This window comes from uncultured Psychrobacter sp. (assembly GCF_947488565.1).
In the GTDB taxonomy this organism is placed as follows: domain Bacteria; phylum Pseudomonadota; class Gammaproteobacteria; order Pseudomonadales; family Moraxellaceae; genus Psychrobacter; species Psychrobacter saeujeotis.
Window position 1 is genome coordinate 113510 of record NZ_CANKZC010000005.1, and the last position, 20969, is coordinate 134478.

Consider the following 20969-nt stretch of genomic DNA (forward strand, 5'->3'; position numbering starts at 1 on the left):
TTATCGTGATTACTTTACTGTCACCTGACCATTCATTAGCATAGGTAGCAGCCAGTCTCGTAGGTTCTCTAGTTCTTTATTCTCCAAAGTCTTAGCTTTTATTTGTCTAAATAGTGGATTAACTACTTCGTAATACTTGGAGAGTAGCTTTTTATTAGGGTACAACATATTTATTGAGCTAAAATCTCCCTTGTTCATATTAGCGAATGTATTACCTGTTTTAGCCTTTGCTCCTTCAAAGTATGCTTTTATTGCGAAGTACAAATAATACATATTCAACGGATTACTACAGACTACAGAGTTTATCTGCTGATTAGTTTGTGATTGCTCAGTTACGAAACCAACTAATCCAGGACTGGCTATACATGTAACACAAATTGTATTCTCAGGAAGATACTTATTTTTCTGAGTGTCAGCACCTTTAGATGTCAGCGTCTCTTCAGTTTGGACAATAAAAGTATTAGCACGAATATCACCTATAGTTATAAAGGGAACATCGCCATTGAAATACTCAGGTTTCTTTTTAGATGGTGTTTTACCAGTTACAATATTTGATTCAATACCTTCTATTGTTGAATCCTTCCATCCCTCAGGTATCTCACGCTTTAACACCTCGTTATAAACCATCTTACCGCCAGACGATTTGTAAGGCTTTCCGTCTGCATCGGGGAAATCAAACTGCACAAACCAGTAGTCATATAGCGTCTTTGCCATCGCTTCTAGCTCAGCATTAATTTGGTTATTGAGTTCTATTTTCTTGTCTAAAGCTGATAATACAGATGATATTTCACTCTGTTCTTTGATGCTATTATGATTAAGGATCAGTGTTTCAAGTGCGGAAACATAAAGGTTTTTTTGTATGCTACCTCCAGCTCGAGATACTATTTCAGCTTTTTTGTATTTCAATGTGTAGAAAATATATTTAAGATTAGCTTTATCTGGATTTACAACAATGTTAATAACTGCTCTGTTGCCACACATCTCATCTTTCAGTATACCAAGAGAACCAATTGTTCCCGACTTACTGATTGCGATACTATCTTTAGGAAACATTTTTGCACTTTTTCCTGCACTTTCGAAACCCTTTTTGCTTAATTTACGTTCTGTATCATAAACGTACCCTTCACTTAAATCACTAGCTCTTAACCATTTAATATCATTACCAAAATATGTAGGTATTTTTTGACTTGGATTTACATAACCTTCTTGAAAAGAACAGCAGTCTTTTAAAATTAAATTATTAATCATATTCTAATCCAGCCAATTGCTTTTTAATCTCAACTTCGAACTTATGAGACTCACTAAACAACTGATCCAAGTTATCTGTATAGCCTTGCATCTTTTCTTTAAACTGCTCAGCGGTAATATCGACGTACTCAATTTTTACTTCAAAATACTGACCTGCACTCAAGCTATAGTTTCTTGCCTTGATATCATCGTAGCTGACGGTTACAGACAGGTCGTCAACTTGCTCTTTATTATTAAAAGTATGGATGATTTGCTGCTCTTCCTCAGCAGAGAGTACCGTTTTTTGCGTTTTACCTTCTTTAACTTTTTGACCTAAATTTGACGCATCGACCAGTACCACATCGCCATCATTGCTATCATCGATAAATACGATCGATACGTTTGTTCCTGTAGTAGCAAAGATATTAGACGGCATAGAGACTACACCAGCGAGCATCTTGTCATCGATTAGCTTTTGCCGTATCTTTTTATCGATACCCGACTGCGCGGTGATAAAGCCAGTGGGTACGACTACCGCTGCCTTACCGCCTTTCTTAAGTGACGCGATAATGTGCTGTAAAAAGAGCTGGTAAATCGCCATGCTCTCTTTTTTCTTTTTAGGTATCGTTGGAATACCTGCAAAGAAGCGCTCTTTGTTTTCTTTGCTATCTAAGGCATCTCGATAATCGCTAAAATCGAGTTTAAACGGTGGATTAGAGACGATATAGTCAAACTGCTTAAGCGCTTCTTCTTCTTTGTGATAAGGATGATAGATAGTATTACCCTGAATCACATTGGGGATCGAGTGAACTAAATTGTTTAAGATTAAATTTAAACGCAATAGGTTCGATGATTTCTGTGAGATATCTTGCGTATAGATAGTACAGCGGTCTTCACCGATGGCATGAGCAACGTTCATCAGTAGCGTACCTGAACCTGCCGATGGGTCGTAGCAGGTGACATCCCTCACCTTACCACGCTCTGCCTGTGGTACTAATATCTCCGCCATAATACGTGCGACGGCATGAGGCGTGAAGTACTCGGCATATTTCCCCCCCGAGTTGCTGTTATAGTCTTTGATTAAGTACTCAAAAATACCTGCATAAAAATCAAACTTTTGATCAAAGATACGCTCAAAGCTAAACTCAATCAGCTTATTGATCACCGCGCGGCAAAAATCATCACGCTTCGACTCATCAGCGATAAAAGTACTAAGGCGATCAAAGAGTACTACTTTTGCCCCACCATCTGTTTTTACCGCAAAGATATCGTTATTTTTGGTAGCGATATCGATCAAAGTGTCATCGAAGAGCTTAGCAAAATCAGGCGCATTACTTTGGCTAAATAGATAACTAATAAAATGCTGTGGCTCCAAATGTGCGGTATCTGCGCTCATCTGTAACTGTAGCATCTCATAATCTTCTGCACTCATCTCACTAAGCGCTTTTTCCCAATTATCAGCTTTAGCGACATCCTCATCTATTTTCTTGGCTTCATAAGCAAACTTATCGTTTAAAAACTTATATAAGAATATCTGAGTGATAATTTTAAACTCGTTACCATCATTACCTAATCCGTAATTGGCGCAAATGCTCTTTAAACTATCAATTAACTCTTGGGTTTTAGCTTTAAACTCAAGCTCTACCATGGTCTTGCTCCAACGTTGTATTCATCGATATACTCTGAGACAACCAGCTTGTTAATATAGCGTGAGCTGTCAGGTTTCAGTTTTATTTTATGATCTTTCATAAACCGTTTTATGACGATAGGCATCATTTGCCCTTCAAAGTAGCTTTCGTTTTCAACGATCTGACTACTGTTAAGCACCTTTTCATCGGCATCGTTTTTTACCGCCATGAGCGCATCATGTATAGTACGCTCAGAGCTATTAATATCTATCTGTTGACGCTCCGTTAAGCGCTTATGAATGCGTGCGTACTTGGCATCGCCTTTGTACTTATGTCGCGTCTGCTCATTGGTACGGTTAAGCTCTTTTATGCGTTTATGAATCTTATTCAGCTCATCGATATTCTCAGTCATCTGCTCTTGTGTCACTTCGCTTAGCTTTCTTTTTTTGAAGATACGCTCAAGCTCTTTTTTTAAGCTGACAAATTCAGGATCTTTTTGATCAAAGTTGCTTGCCATCGCTTCACGGGTTTTGCGTAGGGTGCTTTTTAGCTCATCGGCCAGTACCAGCTCTTCCTCGCCTATCTTCGTGAACTTAAATATCACATCTTCTAAAGCTTGGTTCAGTAGATTACTGGTGGCTGTCCCCTGCTCTAAGCTTTGCTTAGTATTAAGTAGATCAAGATGCTGACTGGTTTCACGATACAGTTTGTTGAGCGTATTAAAATCAAGCGATTCTAAAAACTTATAGTCACCTTGCAGGCGTACCAAATTATACAGGCTTCTAGCATCGCCAAGCACTTTTTTGAGACTTAGTATCGTATCTCTGTTCTGTATCTGACTGATCTGATCGCTGAAGACCTCCATGTTGTCGGTCTCATAAAGGAACAGTACATCCTTGATATGCTCAATCTCTTGCTGTATCTCTTCATGTGATTTAAACAGATGAGAGTAGCTTTCTATCTCATCGCCTAGCTCAGACTGTAGCTCTTCAAAATAGGCTTTATTAGTCTTATCAAACTCTTTACTGATATCTGCAAAGTCAACCACATAGCCGTATCTAAAGTCTTTATAGGTACGGTTTACTCGTGTCAAAGCTTGTAGCAAATTATGCGCTCGTATAATGCGTCCAAGGTATAGTTTTTTTAGGCGCTTAGCATCAAAGCCTGTAAGCAGCATGTTATACACAAATAATAAATCTATCTTCCCAGCCTTAAAATCCTCTACCCATTGTTTACGCTCTTCTTTAGTACCAACGTCATGCAAAATCAGCTGAGCAGATTTCACCTTTACTTCTTCATGACGAATCTCAGCTAAGGTTTTTATACCTGCGTCAGAGGTTTGGCTATCGGCGACTGCGTTATCTGGCGCGTATTGTTTGTTAAACAGCTCATACATTTGCTTCGCTTGCTTTGAGCTATCGCAAATGACCATACCGCCTATGCTCGCATCATTCAGTGCTCCACGGCTGTCCTCAAAATCTGAGACAATATATTTAAGCATTGGCTCAACAAAGCAAGAATGAGCGTATATGTCCTCACGCTTAACATCACCTACCAGCACCTCCGCTTTTGCAAGGGCTTCTTGTAAGATCAGTTTATACTTGGTAGAGATCTCTTCTCTTATTAGGCGTAGGGTATAGCCATCAGCAATCGAGGCATTGTAGTAATACTTATGAATATAATCGCCAAATAACGCTCTGGAATTATAGTCATCACCCAATAACGGTGTCCCTGTTAAGCCGATTTTAATAGCATTAGGGTCTGACTCCTTTAGGTTGGCTAAAAAGCTGCCTTTGGGATTATAGCTACGGTGCACTTCATCCAAGAAATAGATGCGCTGAATATCAACGTTATAATCCTTGGTAGATGTAACGTTGGGATCATCTTCAAATTTTTGAATATTGACTACAGTAATCTCAGGTACACCTGAGTCATTGTGGATGGCCTTAGTTGCTTTGATATCACGAGCAAAGTCAGCTTTGGAATCAACGGTTCGTACCCTTAGGCCACGGGCTGTAAATTCGCGCTGTGCTTGCTGTAGCAAATCTAACCGATCAACAATAAAATAAAACTTAGGGGTGGTTTGCCGCTTTTGGAAATAGTCAGTTAAAAAACGCACGTTATAAAAAGCCAAGGCCGTTTTACCACTACCTTGCGTATGCCAAATAATACCTTTCTTGATTCCTTCATCGAGCTTACTACCAATAGCTTTGGTTGCAAACATCTGCGGATAGCGCATGATATGCTTTTCAAGCCCTTTAGTCTCATTCACATAGACCAGCGCATATCGCAAAATAAATGCCAACCGCTCTCGGCTAAGTAAAGAGGTACATATGCTATTAGTAGGACGTTCAGGCTGCTTATTGGTCTTGAACTCTTCACTATTTCGAATAACTTCTAAGTTATTATCCTTTAAAACTCTAAGCTCATCAGCATCATCAACTGGCTGTAACAGCGCGGTATAGTTAAAAGTCTCTTCTTCACGAAAGTAGTTAAATATTGGCTTATGATAAGAAGAGCTGGCATAAAAAGCCCCTCGTAGTGGCTCAGGGTCACCATCTATGTATTCCATGTTGTTCGAAAAAATCATAAACTGAGTTATATTTATAAAGCGTTTGAACTTAGGGTTCTGAAATCGTGTATTGATACGATTTCTCTCAGCAATGATACCTTCTCGATTATGCGGCTTTTTGACTTCTATAAAGACAAGAGGCATACCGTTAATCAGCAAAGTGATATCAGGGCGGAACTCTTCATCACCATTTTTATAAGTCAGCTCTGTGACCACATGAAAGCTATTATTATTGAAATCCTCAAAATCAATGAGCTTCGTACCTGAGCGCTCCGATAGCTTATCAAAAAACGCCTTGCCCAAATCTTCGTTGTCTAAAAGCAGCTTTACATCTTCAAATAGACGTTTGACCTCATCGTCTTTAATGCCTTTATTGATCTGCTTTATAGCATCATAAAATAGCTCAGGAAAAATATTGGTATCGATATCCCATGTCGTCTTTTTGAGCGATAAGTACTGGTAGCCTAGCTTCATTAAGTGAAGTATTGTCGGAATTTTTACGCGGGAGTCTTCGTTAAATTTCATGGGATAAGCTCATGGTTAAAGTTCATTTTTTTATAAACATAGATCTAATCGTATCTTATCATCTATTGATTTTATAACGATGTTTTCAGCAAGTTATGATAAGGCATTCTACTGACAATCATAGAACACCTTACCTATCCTGTTTTTACATATAGGCTTATAGACCTTTATACGGCCCAAAGCTTACTTTGTCTTGCCTGTTGCTCATCTAGTAGCTTTTGGATAGTTTGCTGTGTCTCTCGGCTCTTTTGGGTACAAGCGATTGCCTCGTTTTGCTCATCCTCAGACGGTATGATAACTGGCATCTGTTTGAGCTCTTTTAGCGATATATTCGCAATCGTTGCCCCTTTGATCAGGCGTGAGATCTGCACAGTACCAAAGTCAGATTTGAGGTATGTATACAAGGCTCTAGGATCAACTTTACTTGAAGTCACTCGTATCACAATAGCAGACTTATTGACCATCCAGCGCTGATCCCCTTTAGTAGGAACGCTCTCAGGCACGATACCAAGCTTACCAGCACTGCCTTTTAAGATCATAACGATATCATTGGGTTGCAAAAACCCAGCTTCATTCTTTGCACGAACAGATTCTGATATACCTACCTCTTTGGTAGGTGTAGCAATATCACCGATACCCTCAATCTCACCTGCCCCCACTTCTAAGACAGTATAATCCCCTTCATCGGCATTAAAAGGTAGACCACGCTCAAACCTGACCAATCTATCTAAATCTATGGTCTCAGACTTTGCAATAATTGACTGAACCTTTTTTTCTTCAGGACTCAATATATAAGCCGCGCTATATAGGCTATATTCTTTATCTATGATACTTTGACGATCAACCGATAAGGCATAGTCTGTTTCATCACCAGATTCAATATGAGCTAGAATACCCTCGATATCTGTTAACCCAACCAACCAGCGATTTGTCGTCTTATCAACAAACTCGGACTCCGATAAATCAACGAATCTTACTTGATCATTGCCCCCTTTGGGATCAAGAATCAACATAGACGTTTTCACACCCGTACTTGTCCAAATATTACTAGGTAATGAAATAACCGTGCTAACCATACCTTTATCAATCAGATATTGTCTGACTGGCTTTTCCATACTAGAAAACAGTATGCCCTCTGAGACAGTAGTAATGACTTTTTCAGAGCATTGTTTGATGAGATGGAAGATATCCGCTGTTTCTATCTTCTTTGGCACAACCTCATATCTACCATACTTATCATTTTCAGCATTCTTGCTTGAAAATCGAACGCCCATTGGTGAGAAACTTACACCATAGTCAAATAGCTGAAGCTGATTTTTATCATCAGTGTAGCTAGGAGACAGAAGCGGGTTTGCATAGTTAACATCAAAACTATCTGAACTAATCAATGACAGCACATCTGCGATTATCAAGTCAGCGTTGATCGTCTCGTAACTAACGTCACCATTTTTTTCACTAATAATGGTGCATAAAGGTGCGGTCGCTGGTGATGCTATATAAACACTTTTATTGTGTACGTCACCTAGGATAGCAGCTACTAAATCGTATAAGCTAATATGAGCGTAATAACCATTCATTTTTGATTGGCTACTAATATGTAAAATTATAAGCTCACGAACAAGCTGATTGATTTCTTGCTCAGGGACTTTGAGCAAGGTTTGTAGAAGCTTACTAACTAGCGACATTGGCAGTTGCTCTACATCTTTACTATTAGCAAAGACTCTTTGTACTTGTTCATCTTCGCTATTTTTTAAACTATCTAATAGTGCTAACCACTTATCTCTGTTTTCAGCAGTACTAGAGTCCAGTTTTATATCCTCTGGTAACTTATTTCGAAAAAATAGAGAATACATTGCTGTCATCTTTAACGCAGTGATACTATTAGTCTCTAAAATGTTCTGACCTCTTAAGACATCATAGAGCTGATAAGCAGTATTTTCACTAGTTTTAAAGTTTTGCATAAAACATGCCTTTTATAGATTATGTAATGAAGACGAGCTGTTTTTAGCACGTCGACGGTCATAGCTGTTTAGATGGTAAGCTGTGATCAAAGTATCGTTCTCAGATACTGCTACCACCCCACCTTTCTTCAAAATCTGCTTCAACGTTTTAATAATCATTTGTACTTCTCTTGCATCAAACGCCTTACCAGCTTTCATTGTTTCATAACAGCTTAGTTTCATTTTGCTCTCTCCAATTGATTATTATGAATATACTCAAATTCAGCTAGTAGCTCTTTTATACGCTTCTTATTAAGGACTACTTTGTCTCCTCTCACCTCTCCAAACGCTAACGTTATGTCTAGCTCAGACATGCTTATCGCTCGTTGACTCATTCTAGCTTGCAAGTGTCTTGTAGTATTCATGAGAGTATCCTTGTCATCCATCATTTGATGAGATAAGAATAAGCGAGTTTACTTTCCTTGTCAAATAATATTTTTGTTCCATTTAAAATAAATTAGTACTAAATTTTATATAAAGATGGTTTTATTTCTAGGAATTATTAAGAAATATCTATGCTTGAATTCTCACCGTTTTCTGACTGTCGGTTTGATTACTACCTTATTGCTTTGTATGCTAAATAAGTTTTGTACAAGGATTGACGCTAATGATTTGATAAGCTAGAACTGGCTTAGTGAGGAAAAAAGAGTTTTTTGATGATAATATATACCTGAGCTGAGTTTATGGCGTTGCTATGCGCATGTATATTTTTAAGTAATATCTTGATACAATTAACTATGAGATAAATCCCGTTTTTTACCTTGCATCCAATACTATATTACTGCTGGTCTATTTGTTGGTCTATAATAATATTACTGAATAAAAAACCTATAACTATCAATAATTTAAGAATATTGTTCGAATCCCTCCTTCACCGCCAATTTTAGCTTTTTATAAGAGCTGCCTAGTTTTCCCAGCTTGCCCTAAACACTCCTATATACCTTTGTAATCCTGTATAAATAACGCGTCTAGCGTTTTTTTTATGCCTAACGTTTTCCTAATCTGACCGAACATAACCTACCTATCCCGTGACTTGTGTTGGTCTATTGATTGCTAAAACTGATTGCTTAATTGTCATTCATTGTAGCAATCACTGAGTTATGTAACTGTATCTTTCAAAAGCGTTTCTACTGATTTGACATCAAGCGCCGGATTATACTACCATTGAAAGTTACCACTAATAATTTTGTCTATTAACCAATAAAACACTTTCGGAGTACCGTTATGAAATGGACCAAACCTGCTTTTCAAGACATTCGTATTGGGTTTGAAGTTACTATGTATTTCGAAGCACGCTAGGTATTTTAAAGCGCGTTAAAATCTGTCAAACCTCGATTTGTTAAAAGCCCTAGATGACTAGGGCTTTTGTTTTTTTGGAAATATTAACTTATGTATATTCATGTTTTAGGCTCAGCGGCAGGTGGCGGATTTCCGCAGTGGAATTGTAATTGCCATAATTGTCGCGGCGTGCGTCAGGGGTCGATTAATGCTAAGACGCGCACTCAGTCTTCGATTGCCATATCACAGAACGGCACAGATTGGATTTTATTTAATGCCTCCCCCGATATTCGCCAGCAGTTGTTTGACTTTAAGGCGGCGCATCCCGCGCGCGGACTTAGAGACACGGGGATCAGTGCGGTGGTGCTGATGGACAGCCAGCTCGATCACACCACAGGGCTGTTGACCCTGCGCGAAGGCTGCCCGATGGATGTGTGGTGTACCGATATGGTGTATCAAGATCTCACCACCGGATTTCCTATTTTTAATATGCTAACGCATTGGAATGGCGGGCTACAACACCATCAAATTGACCCCAATCAGCGATTTCATATCAACGGCTTTGATGATTTAGAATTGACGCCTTTGATTATAAAAAGCTCAGCCCCGCCCTACTCTCCGCACCGCAACGATCCACACGATGGTGATAATATCGCGCTGATTGTCAAAGACTTAAGCAGTCAAAAGCAGCTGTTTTATGCGCCAGGACTGGCCAAAATTGATGAGCGCATTATGCAGATTATGCAAGCGTCTGATTGTGTGATGATTGATGGCACGTTATGGACTGACGATGAGATGCAAACCTGCGGCGTTGGCACTAAGACCGGTCAAGACATGGGTCATTTGCATATTAGCGGAGAGAACGGCTCACTGCATTATTTAGATCAGCTCACAGGCATCCGCAAGGTATTGATCCACATTAATAACACCAATCCCATCCTAGATGACGACTCCGAGCAAGCGGCTATCCTAAAGCAGCACGGGGTTGAGGTGGCATTTGATGGAATGCAGATTGAATTGTAGGACAATAACAATATCTAGTTAAGCCTCTTTAGAAGTATTACCATTGAATGCTGCTGGTATTAATTTTGCGCAGCCTCTGTCAGCGTAGACACAGCACGCAAGTAAAATTAATACCAGCAGCACATGGCTAAATATGTCAATTTTATCTAGGATTGACAATAAGCTGAGAATAGCAATCGTAAGGTGAAAACAATGCCAGAAAAAACAGCCCTAAGCGCCAAAGAATTTGAACAAGCGATCTTGGCTAAAGGTCAGTATTATCATATCTACCACCCCTTTCATATCATGATGCATGAAGGGCGCGCAACCCAGCAGCAAATTCAGGCTTGGGTGGCCAATCGCTTTTATTATCAGATCAATATTCCGCTAAAGGACGCGGCGATCATGGCCAATTGTCCCGATCACCGTGTGCGTCAAGAGTGGATTCAGCGCATGATTGACCAAGATGGTGTCTATCCTGATGGCGGTGGCCGCGAGGCGTGGTTGGGACTTGGTGAGGCGGTAGGACTGACCCGCGAGCAAATCTTGTCTGAAGAATTAGTGCTACCCGGCGTGCGCTTTGCAGTGGATGCTTATGTTAATTTTGCACGGCGGGCGACGTGGCGTGAGGCGGCCAGTAGCTCACTGACCGAGCTGTTTGCCCCGCAGATTCACCAGTCGCGCCTTGAGTCTTGGCCCAAGCACTACCCATGGATAAAGGAGCAAGGCTATACCTATTTTCGCTCGCGTCTGAGTCAAGCGCGCCGCGATGTCGAGCATGGTCTGACCATTACCTTGGACTCGTTTACCACGGTCGAAGAGCAGACACGCATGCTGGAGATTTTACAGTTTAAGCTTGATATTTTATGGTCAATTTTGGATGCGCTGAGCCTAGCGTACGTCCACGACCAAGCGCCTTATCAAAGCGTGACTACAGATAAGGTATGGCATAGAGGATTGTTTAAATGAGTACGCCTAATGTAGTTCCCAATCTTGATTTATCGCTGGTGCCGACATGGCGGCATGGCTACCGCTTGCAGTTTGAGCCGGCACAAGACGCTTATGTGCTGCTCTACCCTGAGGGCATGATTAAGCTTAATGAGAGTGCGAGCATCATCGGTCAACAAATCGATGGTCAGGCGTCCGTTAGTGACATTATCGAAAAGGTGAGCGCTATGTTTGGCGATGTGCCTGAGATCAAGCAAGACATCGTTGAGTACATGCTGGTCGCGCAGCGTGAACATTGGATTGATTTATTATGAGCCATGACGTTGGGCTACCGCTGTGGCTGCTCGCTGAGCTGACCTATCGCTGCCCCTTGCAATGTCCGTATTGCTCCAATCCGCTGGATTATGCGCAGTATCAAGAGGAGCTGACCACGGATGAATGGTATGACGTGTTTGATCAAGCGCGGCAGATGGGCGCGGTGCAGCTGGGATTCTCTGGCGGTGAGCCGCTGGTTCGTCAGGACTTAGAAGCGCTGGTGGCTTATGCGCATAATAAAGGTTTTTATACCAATTTAATCACCTCAGGCATGGGATTGAATGAATCGCGAATTGCTAACTTAAAACAAGCCGGTCTAGATCATATTCAAATCAGCTTTCAAGCCAGCGATCCGGTGGTCAATAACGCTCTAGCAGGATCAAAAAAAGCGTTTGAACAAAAGTATGAGATGGCGCAATTGGTCAAAGCATACGATTATCCGATGGTGCTCAACTTCGTCATTCACCGGCAAAACATCGATCAGATTGATCAGATTATTGAGCTGTGTTTGGAGCTTGGCGCAGATACGGTCGAGCTTGCCATTTGTCAGTTTTATGGTTGGGCGTTTGAGAACATGCAAGGGTTACTGCCTACCCAAGCGCAGTTAGTGAGAGCTGAGCGCATCACCAATGCGTATCGGCAAAAAATTGCAGATAACAATATTAAATGTAAGCTTATCTTTGTGGTTCCTGATTATTATGAAGAGCGCCCAAAGGCGTGTATGGATGGTTGGGGCAAAATATTTTTGACCGTCGCGCCTGATGGTACCGCGCTGCCTTGCCACGCTGCCCGCCAGCTGCCGCTGATGTTTCCAAACGTGCGCGATACTCAGCTGTCCCATATTTGGTATGACTCGCCAAGCTTTAATGAGTTTCGCGGTGACGCTTGGATGCCGGATATGTGCCAAAACTGCGAAGACAAAGAGCGCGATTATGGCGGCTGTCGCTGTCAAGCCTTTATGCTGACAGGCGATGCTAACAATGCCGATCCGGTGTGTGGTAAATCACCATACCATCATCTGATTGAAGAGGCGCGCGCAAATAGCGCCTCGCCGACGCCGTTTGACGATTTGTTATTTAGAAATCCAAAGAACTCTAAGCTGGCAAACGAAAAGCTTACCAATAAAAAGCTTTTGGATAAAAATCAGCTGATTCCTACGCGTACGCTAATTGAGTAATGGTTTACCTATGATTTTTGATGGACACATTTTTGATGGACATAATGATTTATTGACCCGCCTATGGCTGAGCAATGCCGATGATCCCGTGCATGATTTTATTTATGGCACGCTGCCAGGGCATTTGGATTTACAGCGCTGCCGTCAAGTAGGGTGGATGGGTGGATTGTTCTCAATATTTTTGCCGCCGTTTGCATATGTTAAAAACAACCATTCCGACAAATTAACTAATACCTCAAGCTCAGATTTTACGCCGCAAGAAATCATTGATATTTGCCGTGCGCAATTACAGCTTGCGGGGCAACTACAAGAGCGCTCGAATGGTCAAATCAAAATTTGTACCACGCTGGCGCAAATTCAAACCTGTATCCAAAACCAACAATTCGCCATTGTCCTGCATTTAGAGGGCGCAGAAGCCTTTGCTATTGACCCTGAATTATTGGACGAGTTTTATGAGGCGGGTCTTAGAAGTATTGGCCTGCTTTGGAACCGAAAAACCAAGTTTGGCGATGGCTTAAACGCGCCTTTTCCGCACTCTCCTGATATGGGGACGGGGCTTACCAACGACGGTAAAGACTTCATAAAGAAATGTACTGAAAAGCGGATGCTTATCGATGTCTCGCACATGAATGAGCGCGCGTTTTGGGACACTGCCGAGATGATTGATCAGCCTATTGTGGCGACGCATTCCAATGCCCATGCGTTATGCGCGCAGGCGAGAAACTTAACCGATCGGCAACTGCGCGCCATTAAAGACAGCAATGGTCTGGTTGGGGTCAATTTTGATGTGGCGTTTTTGCGTAGCGATGGCAAGCGCGATACGCACACCGCGCTTGATGTGATTGTCGATCATCTTGCTTATTTGGTTGAGCATTTGGGGGACAATCACGTGGGGTTTGGCTCGGACTTTGATGGGTGCCTGTTGCCTGATGACCTAGCTGGCGTTAGTGACATCGACAAGCTTATTGAACGGATGCAGCAGCGTCACTTTTCAGATGCGTTGATTGAGAAAATAACGGCTAAAAATTGGTTTCGGGTGTTGGATACGATTTGGCAGTGAGGGTAAAGTATCTTTGATTTTTAAACCAACTTTATTTTTACATTTAATCTAATGGCATAAAAAAGCGGGCATCTGGTGATGCCCGCTTTTGCGCATTAACTGCTATCAAATAGCGACGACTACTGGGTGGCAGTCGCGCTTTCAGGTAGCGCATAAGCGATGACCGAATCGCCAGTTTTAGTGCCAGTATAGCGATGACCACCTGCCACGACGACTAAGTATTGACGACCGTCACGACCTAAATAAGTGGCTGGCGTAGACTGACCACCTGCTGGCAGACGCGCGCGCCAGATCTCATTGCCATTGGCCAGATCATAACCGCGCACATAATAATCAACTGTGCCGGACAAGAAAGCGACGCCGCCTGCGGTGACGATAGGGCCACCGATACCGGGCACGCCGGTCTTAAAGGGCAGCGGCACAGGCGCCATATCGCGCACGGTGCCGTTGACGCGGCGGTAGACGGTCTCGCCATTGGTCAAGTCAACGCCCTGCACATAGCCCCATGGCGGCTGCTGGCATGGCAGTCCAACGCGTGACATAAAGGGCTTAACGATGGAGCCATACGGCGCGCCAAAGTTTTCATTGCCTATCGGCACATCATCGCCTGGGCGTGAGACGACTTTTTCTAGGCTGTCAGGACGCTCAACCAATTGCGCGGTAAATCCTAAATACACCGGCATGGAGAACAGCATTTGGCGTGCTGGGTCAACGGCGACCGCGCCCCAGTTTAAGACCCCAAAGCTGCCGGGATGCGTGAGCGTACCATTGAGGCTTGGCGGGGTGAAGCGGCCTTCGTAGTTTAGTTTTGCCAAGTCAATACGGCACAACATCTGATCGACTGGGGTCATGCCCCACATTTGCGCGCCGGTGACTTCTTTGGGCGCAAAGGATATCTTAGAGACCGGCTGCGTGGGCGATAACGGCTCGCCCTCAATACCACCGCTTTGTGGTACCGCGACCTCCTCGACTGGCAGCACAGGATCCCCTGTGGCGCGGTTAAGCACAAACACCTCGCCTTGCTTGGTAGGCTGCACCAGTGCGGGTACTTTTTTGCCCTCAATGGTCAAGTCAATCAAGCTTGGCTGAGCTGGCACATCGTAATCCCATAAGTCATGATGCACCGTTTGGAAGGTCCAGCGCGGCTCACCCGTTGCAACATCAAGCGCGGTAATGGAGGTTGAATACTCCTCCTCGGCTTCTGAGCGACCAATGCCATATTGGTCAGGCGAACCGACACCAAAGGGCACATAGACCAAGCCTAAATCTGCATCATAGCTTGACACGCTCCAGCTGTTCGGCGCGTTTTCGGTGTAGGTTTCGCCCTCTTTGATGGGCGCAGTCGCTGTTGGGTTAGCCGCATCAAAGTTCCACACCAGATCCCCTGTCGCGAGATCAAAAGCGCGAACCACGCCTGATGGCAAGGTGGTAGACACGTTGTCATTGATAGCACCGCCAACGACGATCACATCATCAGCAATAAGGCCAGGCGAGGTACTATAATAAGCGCCAGGGGAGATATTAGGCATCCCTTGCCACAGATTGACCGTACCATCATCACCGCCAAATCCGGGACAAATAACGCCGGTTTCCGCACTTAATGCAATTAGGCGCGCATCACGTGTGGTGATAAAAACACGTTGACGGCAATCTTGGCGAATAGAGGCGTTATCACTTGTGATATTACCAGGCACGATAGGATTGGGGTCATTAGGTTTTGCTCTATCGACCAAAATGTTTTGGGCAACGCCTGCCGCTTTTTGCGTGGCGCTTGCACGGCTGGCCTCAAGCAGCGCCTCCGCCTCATCAGCGCTTGCAAGCGGCGCACTCGCTGCACTTACGGGTATATTGCTGCCATCATCATAGCTGACACCGCGGCATGTGGTATAAGACGCAAGCCCTGAGGGTAAGTCTAATAGTTTGGGGTCAAAGCGCCAGCGCTCATCACCTGTCACCGGATCAAGCGCGATGACTTCACTTTTTGGGGTACACACATACATCGTATCGTTGACAATAAGCGGCGTGGACTCAAGCGCGCTGCCCGGCAAGTCGGGGTGAATGTCATCGCCAGCATGATACTCCCACACTTTTTCTAACTTACCGACATTGTCTGTGTTGATCTGATCAAGCGGCGAGTAGCGCTGGCCTGCGGACGTGCGCCCATAAGCGGCCCACTCACCCGGCTTGACATCATCAGCAGGGGCAGGGCCTGACGCCATACGCTCCGCTGCTAGGTCGCCATCAATCTCATGCGGTTTTGAGACAAAAGAGATGATCGCAATGACCACCCCAACGACCATCACCCCCATCAGCCCTTTACTTTCAATCGAGTACTGACCGGGGCCGGCGCGCTTCGACTCTAGGCTGCGCACCACAGGCGGCAGTAGCATGATGATGCCAAGCAGCACAATCAGCCCTTCGCGCGGTGCCATCGCCCACCAATCAAACCCAACTTCCCATAGTGCCCAAATCAAGCTGATTATAATCACGATGGCATAAGCGACCAAAGCAGAACGCTGCCGACGCAATAACAAAATCGCGGAGATTATCAGGGGAATGGCGAGAATCACATAGCCCCAACTGCCACCAAGGCTAATCAGCCAGATGCCGCCAATGGCAAGTGCCACCCCAAGTATGAGAATCAGGATGGCGAGTATAACTCTAATCATAACTGCTCCAAGTGTGCCTTTAACGCTAAAAAACACACGGATACTTTGCGCATCTGTGTATCCTTATGTATTTTAAAAATAAAAACACCCAGCCGCCATAACATTTATGGCAGCGGCGTGTCGATCGATAGTTTTTAGGTCAGCAAAAAAGTGATTTTAGCTGTAGCGACGTTATTTTATAGCAAACGAGTATAAAACTTGAAACTATTCGGTAGCACAAGCGTAACGCAGTCAGCACAGGTGGGCGTCGATTTGCGTATATCGCTAGCAGGTTCACTCATTCAAATACAACTCCGCCATCCCATCAAGCCGAGCCTTTACCTCCCTCCAGTTTGGCATTATTTGCGTGAGTAGCCGCCAAAAACGCTCACTATGATTGTGCTCGCTGATATGACACAGCTCATGCAGTATCACATAATCAATGCACTCTTTGGGTGCTTTTATCAAATGCGGATTGAGTATTAAGTTGCCTTTAGCCGAGCAACTGCCCCACTGTTTTTTCATGGTCATGAGTCTAAATGATGGCGTGCTTGTGACCCATGAGGCTTTAGGCAACACTGCCTCTAGGCACTCTGTAAAGACAAGTTTGGCTTTATCTTGATACCAGTGATCAAGTAGCCTTTTGACCTTAATCGCTCGTTTATCCGCGTCGAGCTCAGTATCACTTTGACGTAATATCACATTGAGCTTACCGTGTCTGAGCTTTACACTAGGGCCATTCTCAGCGTTAAGCACTTTTAACACATAACGACGACCCAGATAAAACTGAGTCTCACCGCTGACATAGCGCTTGGGCAACACATGATCTTGTTGCTTGGCAAAGTCCTGTAGGCTCTGCCATATCCAGCGCGCACGCTTCATTATGGCGTCATGTATCATCTCACCCGTCGCATCGATAGGCACGGTAGCGACCACGCGCAAATCCGGATGTACTTTAATAACCACTTTACGAGGTTGTCTTAGTTGATTGGGCTTGGTATTTTCTTCAATGAGCTTGTCGCCTTTAGACTTGCCTGTCTTTTTTTTACAAGTTGCGTCTTTACGCACGATGTCATAATCGATTTTATTATCACCATAATAAAAGTGGCCAGTCTCCGTCATTGCCTACTACCCTCTTGCTGCTCGTGGGCTACTTGTCTCTTTCGTGCTTTTTGCTTCTCTTGACAGCCCAAGTCGGGTAATTTTTAACACGGCTTCAATCAGATGCTGCGCTTTATCGATACCCAAATCAGCAAACAGCATGGGCAGTAAGTGTCGATTGATGGCGTTTTCAATTTCACTTGGATTGAGTGAATATTCCGCCACATTGGTTTTTACCACATTATCAATTTCAAAAGCGTAAGCGATCAGCTTGTCATTATCCAGCTCTGTATCCGCTAAGCCATCTTTGTCACCAGCAGCGTCAAATAGGTGCTTAAACAGACCAAAATACGCTTGCGCATGTTTGTTTAATTTGCCATTATCATCGATGAAGTCATCAGGCATACCTGCGACATCACGGTCTTTTACCGTTTGCTCAAAACTGGCAAACATCATATATTGCTTTACGGGCGCATCAAACATCGCTTTGGCATCTGCAATCGCTTGCTTGAGCAGTTTAGAGAAATACGCTTGGGCATACGGATCATCCGCCAAATCCTGCTCAATCATCTTGGTGACCCGGCCCGTGATTTTGTCAGTCTGGTTACGGGCCTCATCGTCACTTAACGCTTCAGGCCTCACCTCTTTACCCAACTTGCCTAAATTGCCTAAATTGCCAACCAAGTAAGCCCCTTTTGGCGCGCGAACTTCTAGACCTGCGATATGCTTATCGAGTAAGCTGCGAATATCGGCTTCATACTCATCATAATCGATGGTCTCATCAGCATCCTCGCGCACTTGCTTACGCAGATTGATAAAGGCTTTTAGATCGGCTTTGTAGCGCTCGCGCTTGCTATCAAAGGACTTATCTGCAAAGAACGATGCTGATTGCAGCGCAATTTTCATGGCGTTAGAAAATGCGGTCAAAGCTGCATAAAAGTCGTCACGTGCTTTAAGCTTGGTATCGACCACTCTGCCATCGATTTCCTGCATCTTTGGCGCAAGCACTTGGCGCAGTGCTTGACCGTCTTGCTTGTTTTTGACCGATGAGAATATTGCCCACAGCTCACTATGCAACCTTGGTAGCTGCTTATACTCGGTATCCATGGCATGATATAGACCTTTGAGGTCTTCGATGTCAAAGCCACCTTGCGTACGCTCGGCCAAATCTTGATATTTTTCAATGGTGATGTCTAGCTCCGTCAAAACACCACGATAATCAATCAAGTAGCCAAAACGCTTCTTCTCATGTAAGCGGTTCACCCGTGCAATCGCTTGAATAAGATTGTGCTGTTTTAGGGGCTTATCGATATACAGTACGGTGTTCTTTGGCTCATCAAAGCCGGTTAATAGCTTATCGACGACGATCATGATGTCAGGACCCTCATCGGTGCTAAAGGCGTCTATAATGGCTTCGGTATAGACCTTTTCGTCACCGCCGTACTGCTTAGCGACATTATCTTGCCACCATCTCTGCACGATGTCTTTTGATTCGCCGTCAACGGTGTCATGACCTTCACGGGTATCAGGCGCTGACATGGCAACCACTGACGTCACTTTACCAATCTTATCCAATGCCATTTTATAGCGAATCGCTGAGGCTTTAGAATCACAAGCCAGCTGACCCTTTAGATACTGCTGCTTAAAGTTTTGGAAGTGGTCAGAGATATCATGCGCGATGAGCTCAATACGACCCTCTACCTGATAAATTTGACCTTTTTGGGAGAATTTACGCTTGAGATCATTCTTTTGCTCCTCGCTAAGCTGTTGGGTGATACGGTCAAACCAGCTATCGATGGCAGCATCATTGGTATTTAATTCAGGAACGCGCTCTTCGTAGAGCAATGGCGTGACAGTCTTGTCTTTGACCGCTTGCTGCATGGTGTAGGAGTGGATAATACTGCCGAATTTGTTTTCGGTCTTGTCATCTTTTAAGAGAGGCGTACCCGTAAAGGCGATAAAGGCGGCATTTGGTAGCGCCTGCGTCATGCGGATATTGTTCTCACCGTTTTGGCTACGGTGACCTTCATCAACCATGACGATGATGTTTGGGCTGTCGTTGTAGCATTCTTCATACTTAACGGCTGAGCCAAACTTATTAATGATGGAGAAAATAACACGCTCATTACCCTGACCGATTTGCTCAGCTAAGCGGCGACCAGAAGTTGCCATGGCGTCGCGACTATCACGTTTGCTGGTTAGGACACCGCCCGACTTAAAGGTATTACTGAGCTGCTTTTCTAGATCGACACGGTCCGTCACGACTATTATTCGGCAAGCTTTGAGCTCATTTAACCAAATCAAAGCTTTAGAGAAAAACACCATGGTAAAAGATTTACCACTGCCGGTGGTGTGCCAAATGACACCACCTTGCCGACTACCCGATTTACTATTAGGGCCATCAGGGCCATCAGGGCCATCAAAGCTGCTGATACGTTCAATCAAAGCTTTGATACCAAAGACCTGCTGATAACGGGCAACAATCTTACCTGCCTTTTTATCAAACAAGGTAAACAGGCGCATCATCTCAAGCAAACGCTGCGGCTGTAATAAGCTAACGATTAAGCGGTCTTGATCGGTAACTTGCAGGTCACCGCCATTAATTAATGATCGATATTCGTTTTTCGCAGAAGCTGGACGATGGTTAAACAGACTCTCAATCTGCTCATTAGTAAGCTTTTGGTTTTTTAGACGGGCAAACTCGGCCTCAGATATTTCTTCCTCAACCCATTTTGCCCAAAACTTTCTAGGCGTGCCGCAAGTGGCATACAGTCCGTCGTGACCATTGACCGCGAGCAGTAACTGACTATAGGCAAACAGATGCGGAATTTCTTTTTGATGTTGATTACGAATATGCTGCGAGACCGCTTGGACATTGGTCGATTGCCCTTCTCTAGTAGAATCAGGGCGTTTGGCCTCAATGACCGCCAGCGGTAGACCGTTCACAAAGCAGACGATATCAGGTGTACGATTGTTCGTGCTTTCACTATTTTGTACGACAAACTCTTCGGTCACATGAAAGCTGTTATTGTCGATATGATCCCAATCGATCAAACTGATGGTTTGCGCGGTTTTTTTACCGTCGATAAATTCGGTCACGGTCACGCCGTACAGCATGGCGTTGTAAAGGGTTTCGTTTGCCGTCTGCAAGCCTAAATTCATCGCAGGGTTGAGCGTGTGCATGATCTTATCAATGGCGCTTTCTGATAAATGATGCGCTGTGCCTGCAAACATAAAGGTTTGCTTGGCTAAAAACGCACGCATGATAGGCAATAGCACCACTTGGTTGGTGGCTTTATTCGATGCCGTTTTACTACGCATCACGCCACACTCGCTAGGCGAAATAAACTCGTAGCCCAGCGTGGTGAGTAAGGTTAAAGCAGGAATTTTTGAGGCAAATTCTTCGGCGAAGTTGATGCTGGGATTGGTCATAGCTGCCCACTTTAGACATAGCGTTTGTTTGGTTTTATCAATTGTAGCCATAACGT

At 44.0% G+C, this 20969-nt stretch carries 15 protein-coding genes; 6 read left to right on the forward strand and 9 right to left on the reverse strand.

What is annotated here, in order from left to right; genetic code table 11:
• Window positions 1–9: 9 nt before the first annotated feature.
• The 6 genes from Q0890_RS11725 to Q0890_RS11750 form a co-directional block, all read right to left on the reverse strand.
• The gene (locus Q0890_RS11725; RefSeq protein ID WP_299221131.1) at window positions 10–1248 is read right to left on the reverse strand and encodes a restriction endonuclease subunit S; all 1239 of its coding nucleotides are present in this window, start codon (window positions 1246–1248) and stop codon (window positions 10–12) included.
• Entirely contained in the window at window positions 1241–2875 is a 1635-nt protein-coding gene (locus Q0890_RS11730; protein WP_299221134.1) for a class I SAM-dependent DNA methyltransferase, read from the reverse strand. Before Q0890_RS11730 ends, Q0890_RS11725 begins: the two co-directional genes overlap by 8 nt.
• The gene (locus Q0890_RS11735; protein ID WP_299221135.1) at window positions 2869–5952 is read right to left on the reverse strand and encodes a type I restriction endonuclease; all 3084 of its coding nucleotides are present in this window, start codon (window positions 5950–5952) and stop codon (window positions 2869–2871) included. Before Q0890_RS11735 ends, Q0890_RS11730 begins: the two co-directional genes overlap by 7 nt.
• A 167-nt stretch (window positions 5953–6119) precedes the next feature.
• Window positions 6120–7913, reverse strand: coding sequence for an N-6 DNA methylase (locus tag Q0890_RS11740; RefSeq protein ID WP_299221138.1), 1794 nt, complete (start codon window positions 7911–7913; stop codon window positions 6120–6122).
• Window positions 7914–7925: 12 nt separating this feature from the next.
• A complete protein-coding gene (locus Q0890_RS11745; RefSeq protein ID WP_299187981.1) occupies window positions 7926–8135 on the reverse strand; it encodes a hypothetical protein in 210 nt (69 codons plus the stop codon).
• The gene (locus tag Q0890_RS11750) at window positions 8132–8317 is read right to left on the reverse strand and encodes a hypothetical protein (RefSeq protein ID WP_299221140.1); all 186 of its coding nucleotides are present in this window, start codon (window positions 8315–8317) and stop codon (window positions 8132–8134) included. Before Q0890_RS11750 ends, Q0890_RS11745 begins: the two co-directional genes overlap by 4 nt.
• An 859-nt stretch (window positions 8318–9176) precedes the next feature.
• Here Q0890_RS11750 and pqqA point away from each other — a divergent pair.
• The 6 genes from pqqA (at window position 9177) to Q0890_RS11780 (ending at window position 13732) form a co-directional block, all read left to right on the forward strand.
• A complete protein-coding gene (gene pqqA, locus Q0890_RS11755; RefSeq protein ID WP_201500340.1) occupies window positions 9177–9251 on the forward strand; it encodes a pyrroloquinoline quinone precursor peptide PqqA in 75 nt (24 codons plus the stop codon).
• A 90-nt stretch (window positions 9252–9341) separates the two neighbouring features.
• Window positions 9342–10253, forward strand: coding sequence for a pyrroloquinoline quinone biosynthesis protein PqqB (gene pqqB, locus Q0890_RS11760; protein WP_299221142.1), 912 nt, complete (start codon window positions 9342–9344; stop codon window positions 10251–10253).
• A 183-nt stretch (window positions 10254–10436) separates the two neighbouring features.
• Window positions 10437–11201, forward strand: coding sequence for a pyrroloquinoline-quinone synthase PqqC (gene pqqC, locus Q0890_RS11765; RefSeq protein ID WP_299221145.1), 765 nt, complete (start codon window positions 10437–10439; stop codon window positions 11199–11201).
• Entirely contained in the window at window positions 11198–11494 is a 297-nt protein-coding gene (gene pqqD / locus Q0890_RS11770) for a pyrroloquinoline quinone biosynthesis peptide chaperone PqqD (protein ID WP_299221148.1), read from the forward strand. The genes pqqC and pqqD overlap by 4 nt, the downstream gene beginning before the upstream one ends.
• On the forward strand, window positions 11491–12672 hold the full coding sequence (gene pqqE, locus Q0890_RS11775; protein ID WP_299221151.1) for a pyrroloquinoline quinone biosynthesis protein PqqE: 1182 nt from the start codon (window positions 11491–11493) through the stop codon (window positions 12670–12672). Before pqqD ends, pqqE begins: the two co-directional genes overlap by 4 nt.
• 10 nt (window positions 12673–12682) lie before the next feature.
• On the forward strand, window positions 12683–13732 hold the full coding sequence (locus Q0890_RS11780) for a dipeptidase (RefSeq protein ID WP_299221154.1): 1050 nt from the start codon (window positions 12683–12685) through the stop codon (window positions 13730–13732).
• Window positions 13733–13851: 119 nt separating this feature from the next.
• On the opposite strand, the gene Q0890_RS11785 is transcribed toward Q0890_RS11780, so the two are convergent.
• The 3 genes from Q0890_RS11785 to Q0890_RS11795 form a co-directional block, all read right to left on the reverse strand.
• Window positions 13852–16401 carry a membrane-bound PQQ-dependent dehydrogenase, glucose/quinate/shikimate family gene (locus Q0890_RS11785; RefSeq protein WP_299221156.1) on the reverse strand — a complete coding sequence of 850 codons (2550 nt, stop codon included), beginning with the start codon at window positions 16399–16401 and terminating at the stop codon, window positions 13852–13854.
• Window positions 16402–16674: 273 nt separating this feature from the next.
• Window positions 16675–17502: a M48 family metallopeptidase gene (locus Q0890_RS11790; protein WP_299221159.1), complete on the reverse strand. Its 828-nt coding sequence runs from the start codon at window positions 17500–17502 to the stop codon at window positions 16675–16677.
• A 6-nt stretch (window positions 17503–17508) separates the two neighbouring features.
• A complete protein-coding gene (locus Q0890_RS11795) occupies window positions 17509–20913 on the reverse strand; it encodes a type I restriction endonuclease subunit R (protein WP_299221162.1) in 3405 nt (1134 codons plus the stop codon).
• Between the last annotated feature and the right edge of the window lie 56 nt (window positions 20914–20969).

Bases quoted from the DNA above. Each gene is read 5' to 3' on its own strand.
- Q0890_RS11735 (WP_299221135.1), bottom strand. From the start codon at position 5,952: ATGAAATTTAACGAAGACTCCCGCGTAAAAATTCCGACAATACTTCAC.
- Q0890_RS11785 (WP_299221156.1), bottom strand. From the start codon at position 16,401: ATGATTAGAGTTATACTCGCCATCCTGATTCTCATACTTGGGGTGGCA.
- Q0890_RS11745 (WP_299187981.1), bottom strand. From the start codon at position 8,135: ATGAAACTAAGCTGTTATGAAACAATGAAAGCTGGTAAGGCGTTTGAT.
- Q0890_RS11780 (WP_299221154.1), top strand. From the start codon at position 12,683: ATGATTTTTGATGGACACATTTTTGATGGACATAATGATTTATTGACC.
- Q0890_RS11750 (WP_299221140.1), bottom strand. From the start codon at position 8,317: ATGAATACTACAAGACACTTGCAAGCTAGAATGAGTCAACGAGCGATA.
- Q0890_RS11725 (WP_299221131.1), bottom strand. From the start codon at position 1,248: ATGATTAATAATTTAATTTTAAAAGACTGCTGTTCTTTTCAAGAAGGT.
- pqqD (WP_299221148.1), top strand. From the start codon at position 11,198: ATGAGTACGCCTAATGTAGTTCCCAATCTTGATTTATCGCTGGTGCCG.
- pqqB (WP_299221142.1), top strand. From the start codon at position 9,342: ATGTATATTCATGTTTTAGGCTCAGCGGCAGGTGGCGGATTTCCGCAG.
- Q0890_RS11795 (WP_299221162.1), bottom strand. From the start codon at position 20,913: ATGACCAATCCCAGCATCAACTTCGCCGAAGAATTTGCCTCAAAAATT.
- Q0890_RS11730 (WP_299221134.1), bottom strand. From the start codon at position 2,875: ATGGTAGAGCTTGAGTTTAAAGCTAAAACCCAAGAGTTAATTGATAGT.
- Q0890_RS11740 (WP_299221138.1), bottom strand. From the start codon at position 7,913: ATGCAAAACTTTAAAACTAGTGAAAATACTGCTTATCAGCTCTATGAT.
- Q0890_RS11790 (WP_299221159.1), bottom strand. From the start codon at position 17,502: ATGACGGAGACTGGCCACTTTTATTATGGTGATAATAAAATCGATTAT.
- pqqE (WP_299221151.1), top strand. From the start codon at position 11,491: ATGAGCCATGACGTTGGGCTACCGCTGTGGCTGCTCGCTGAGCTGACC.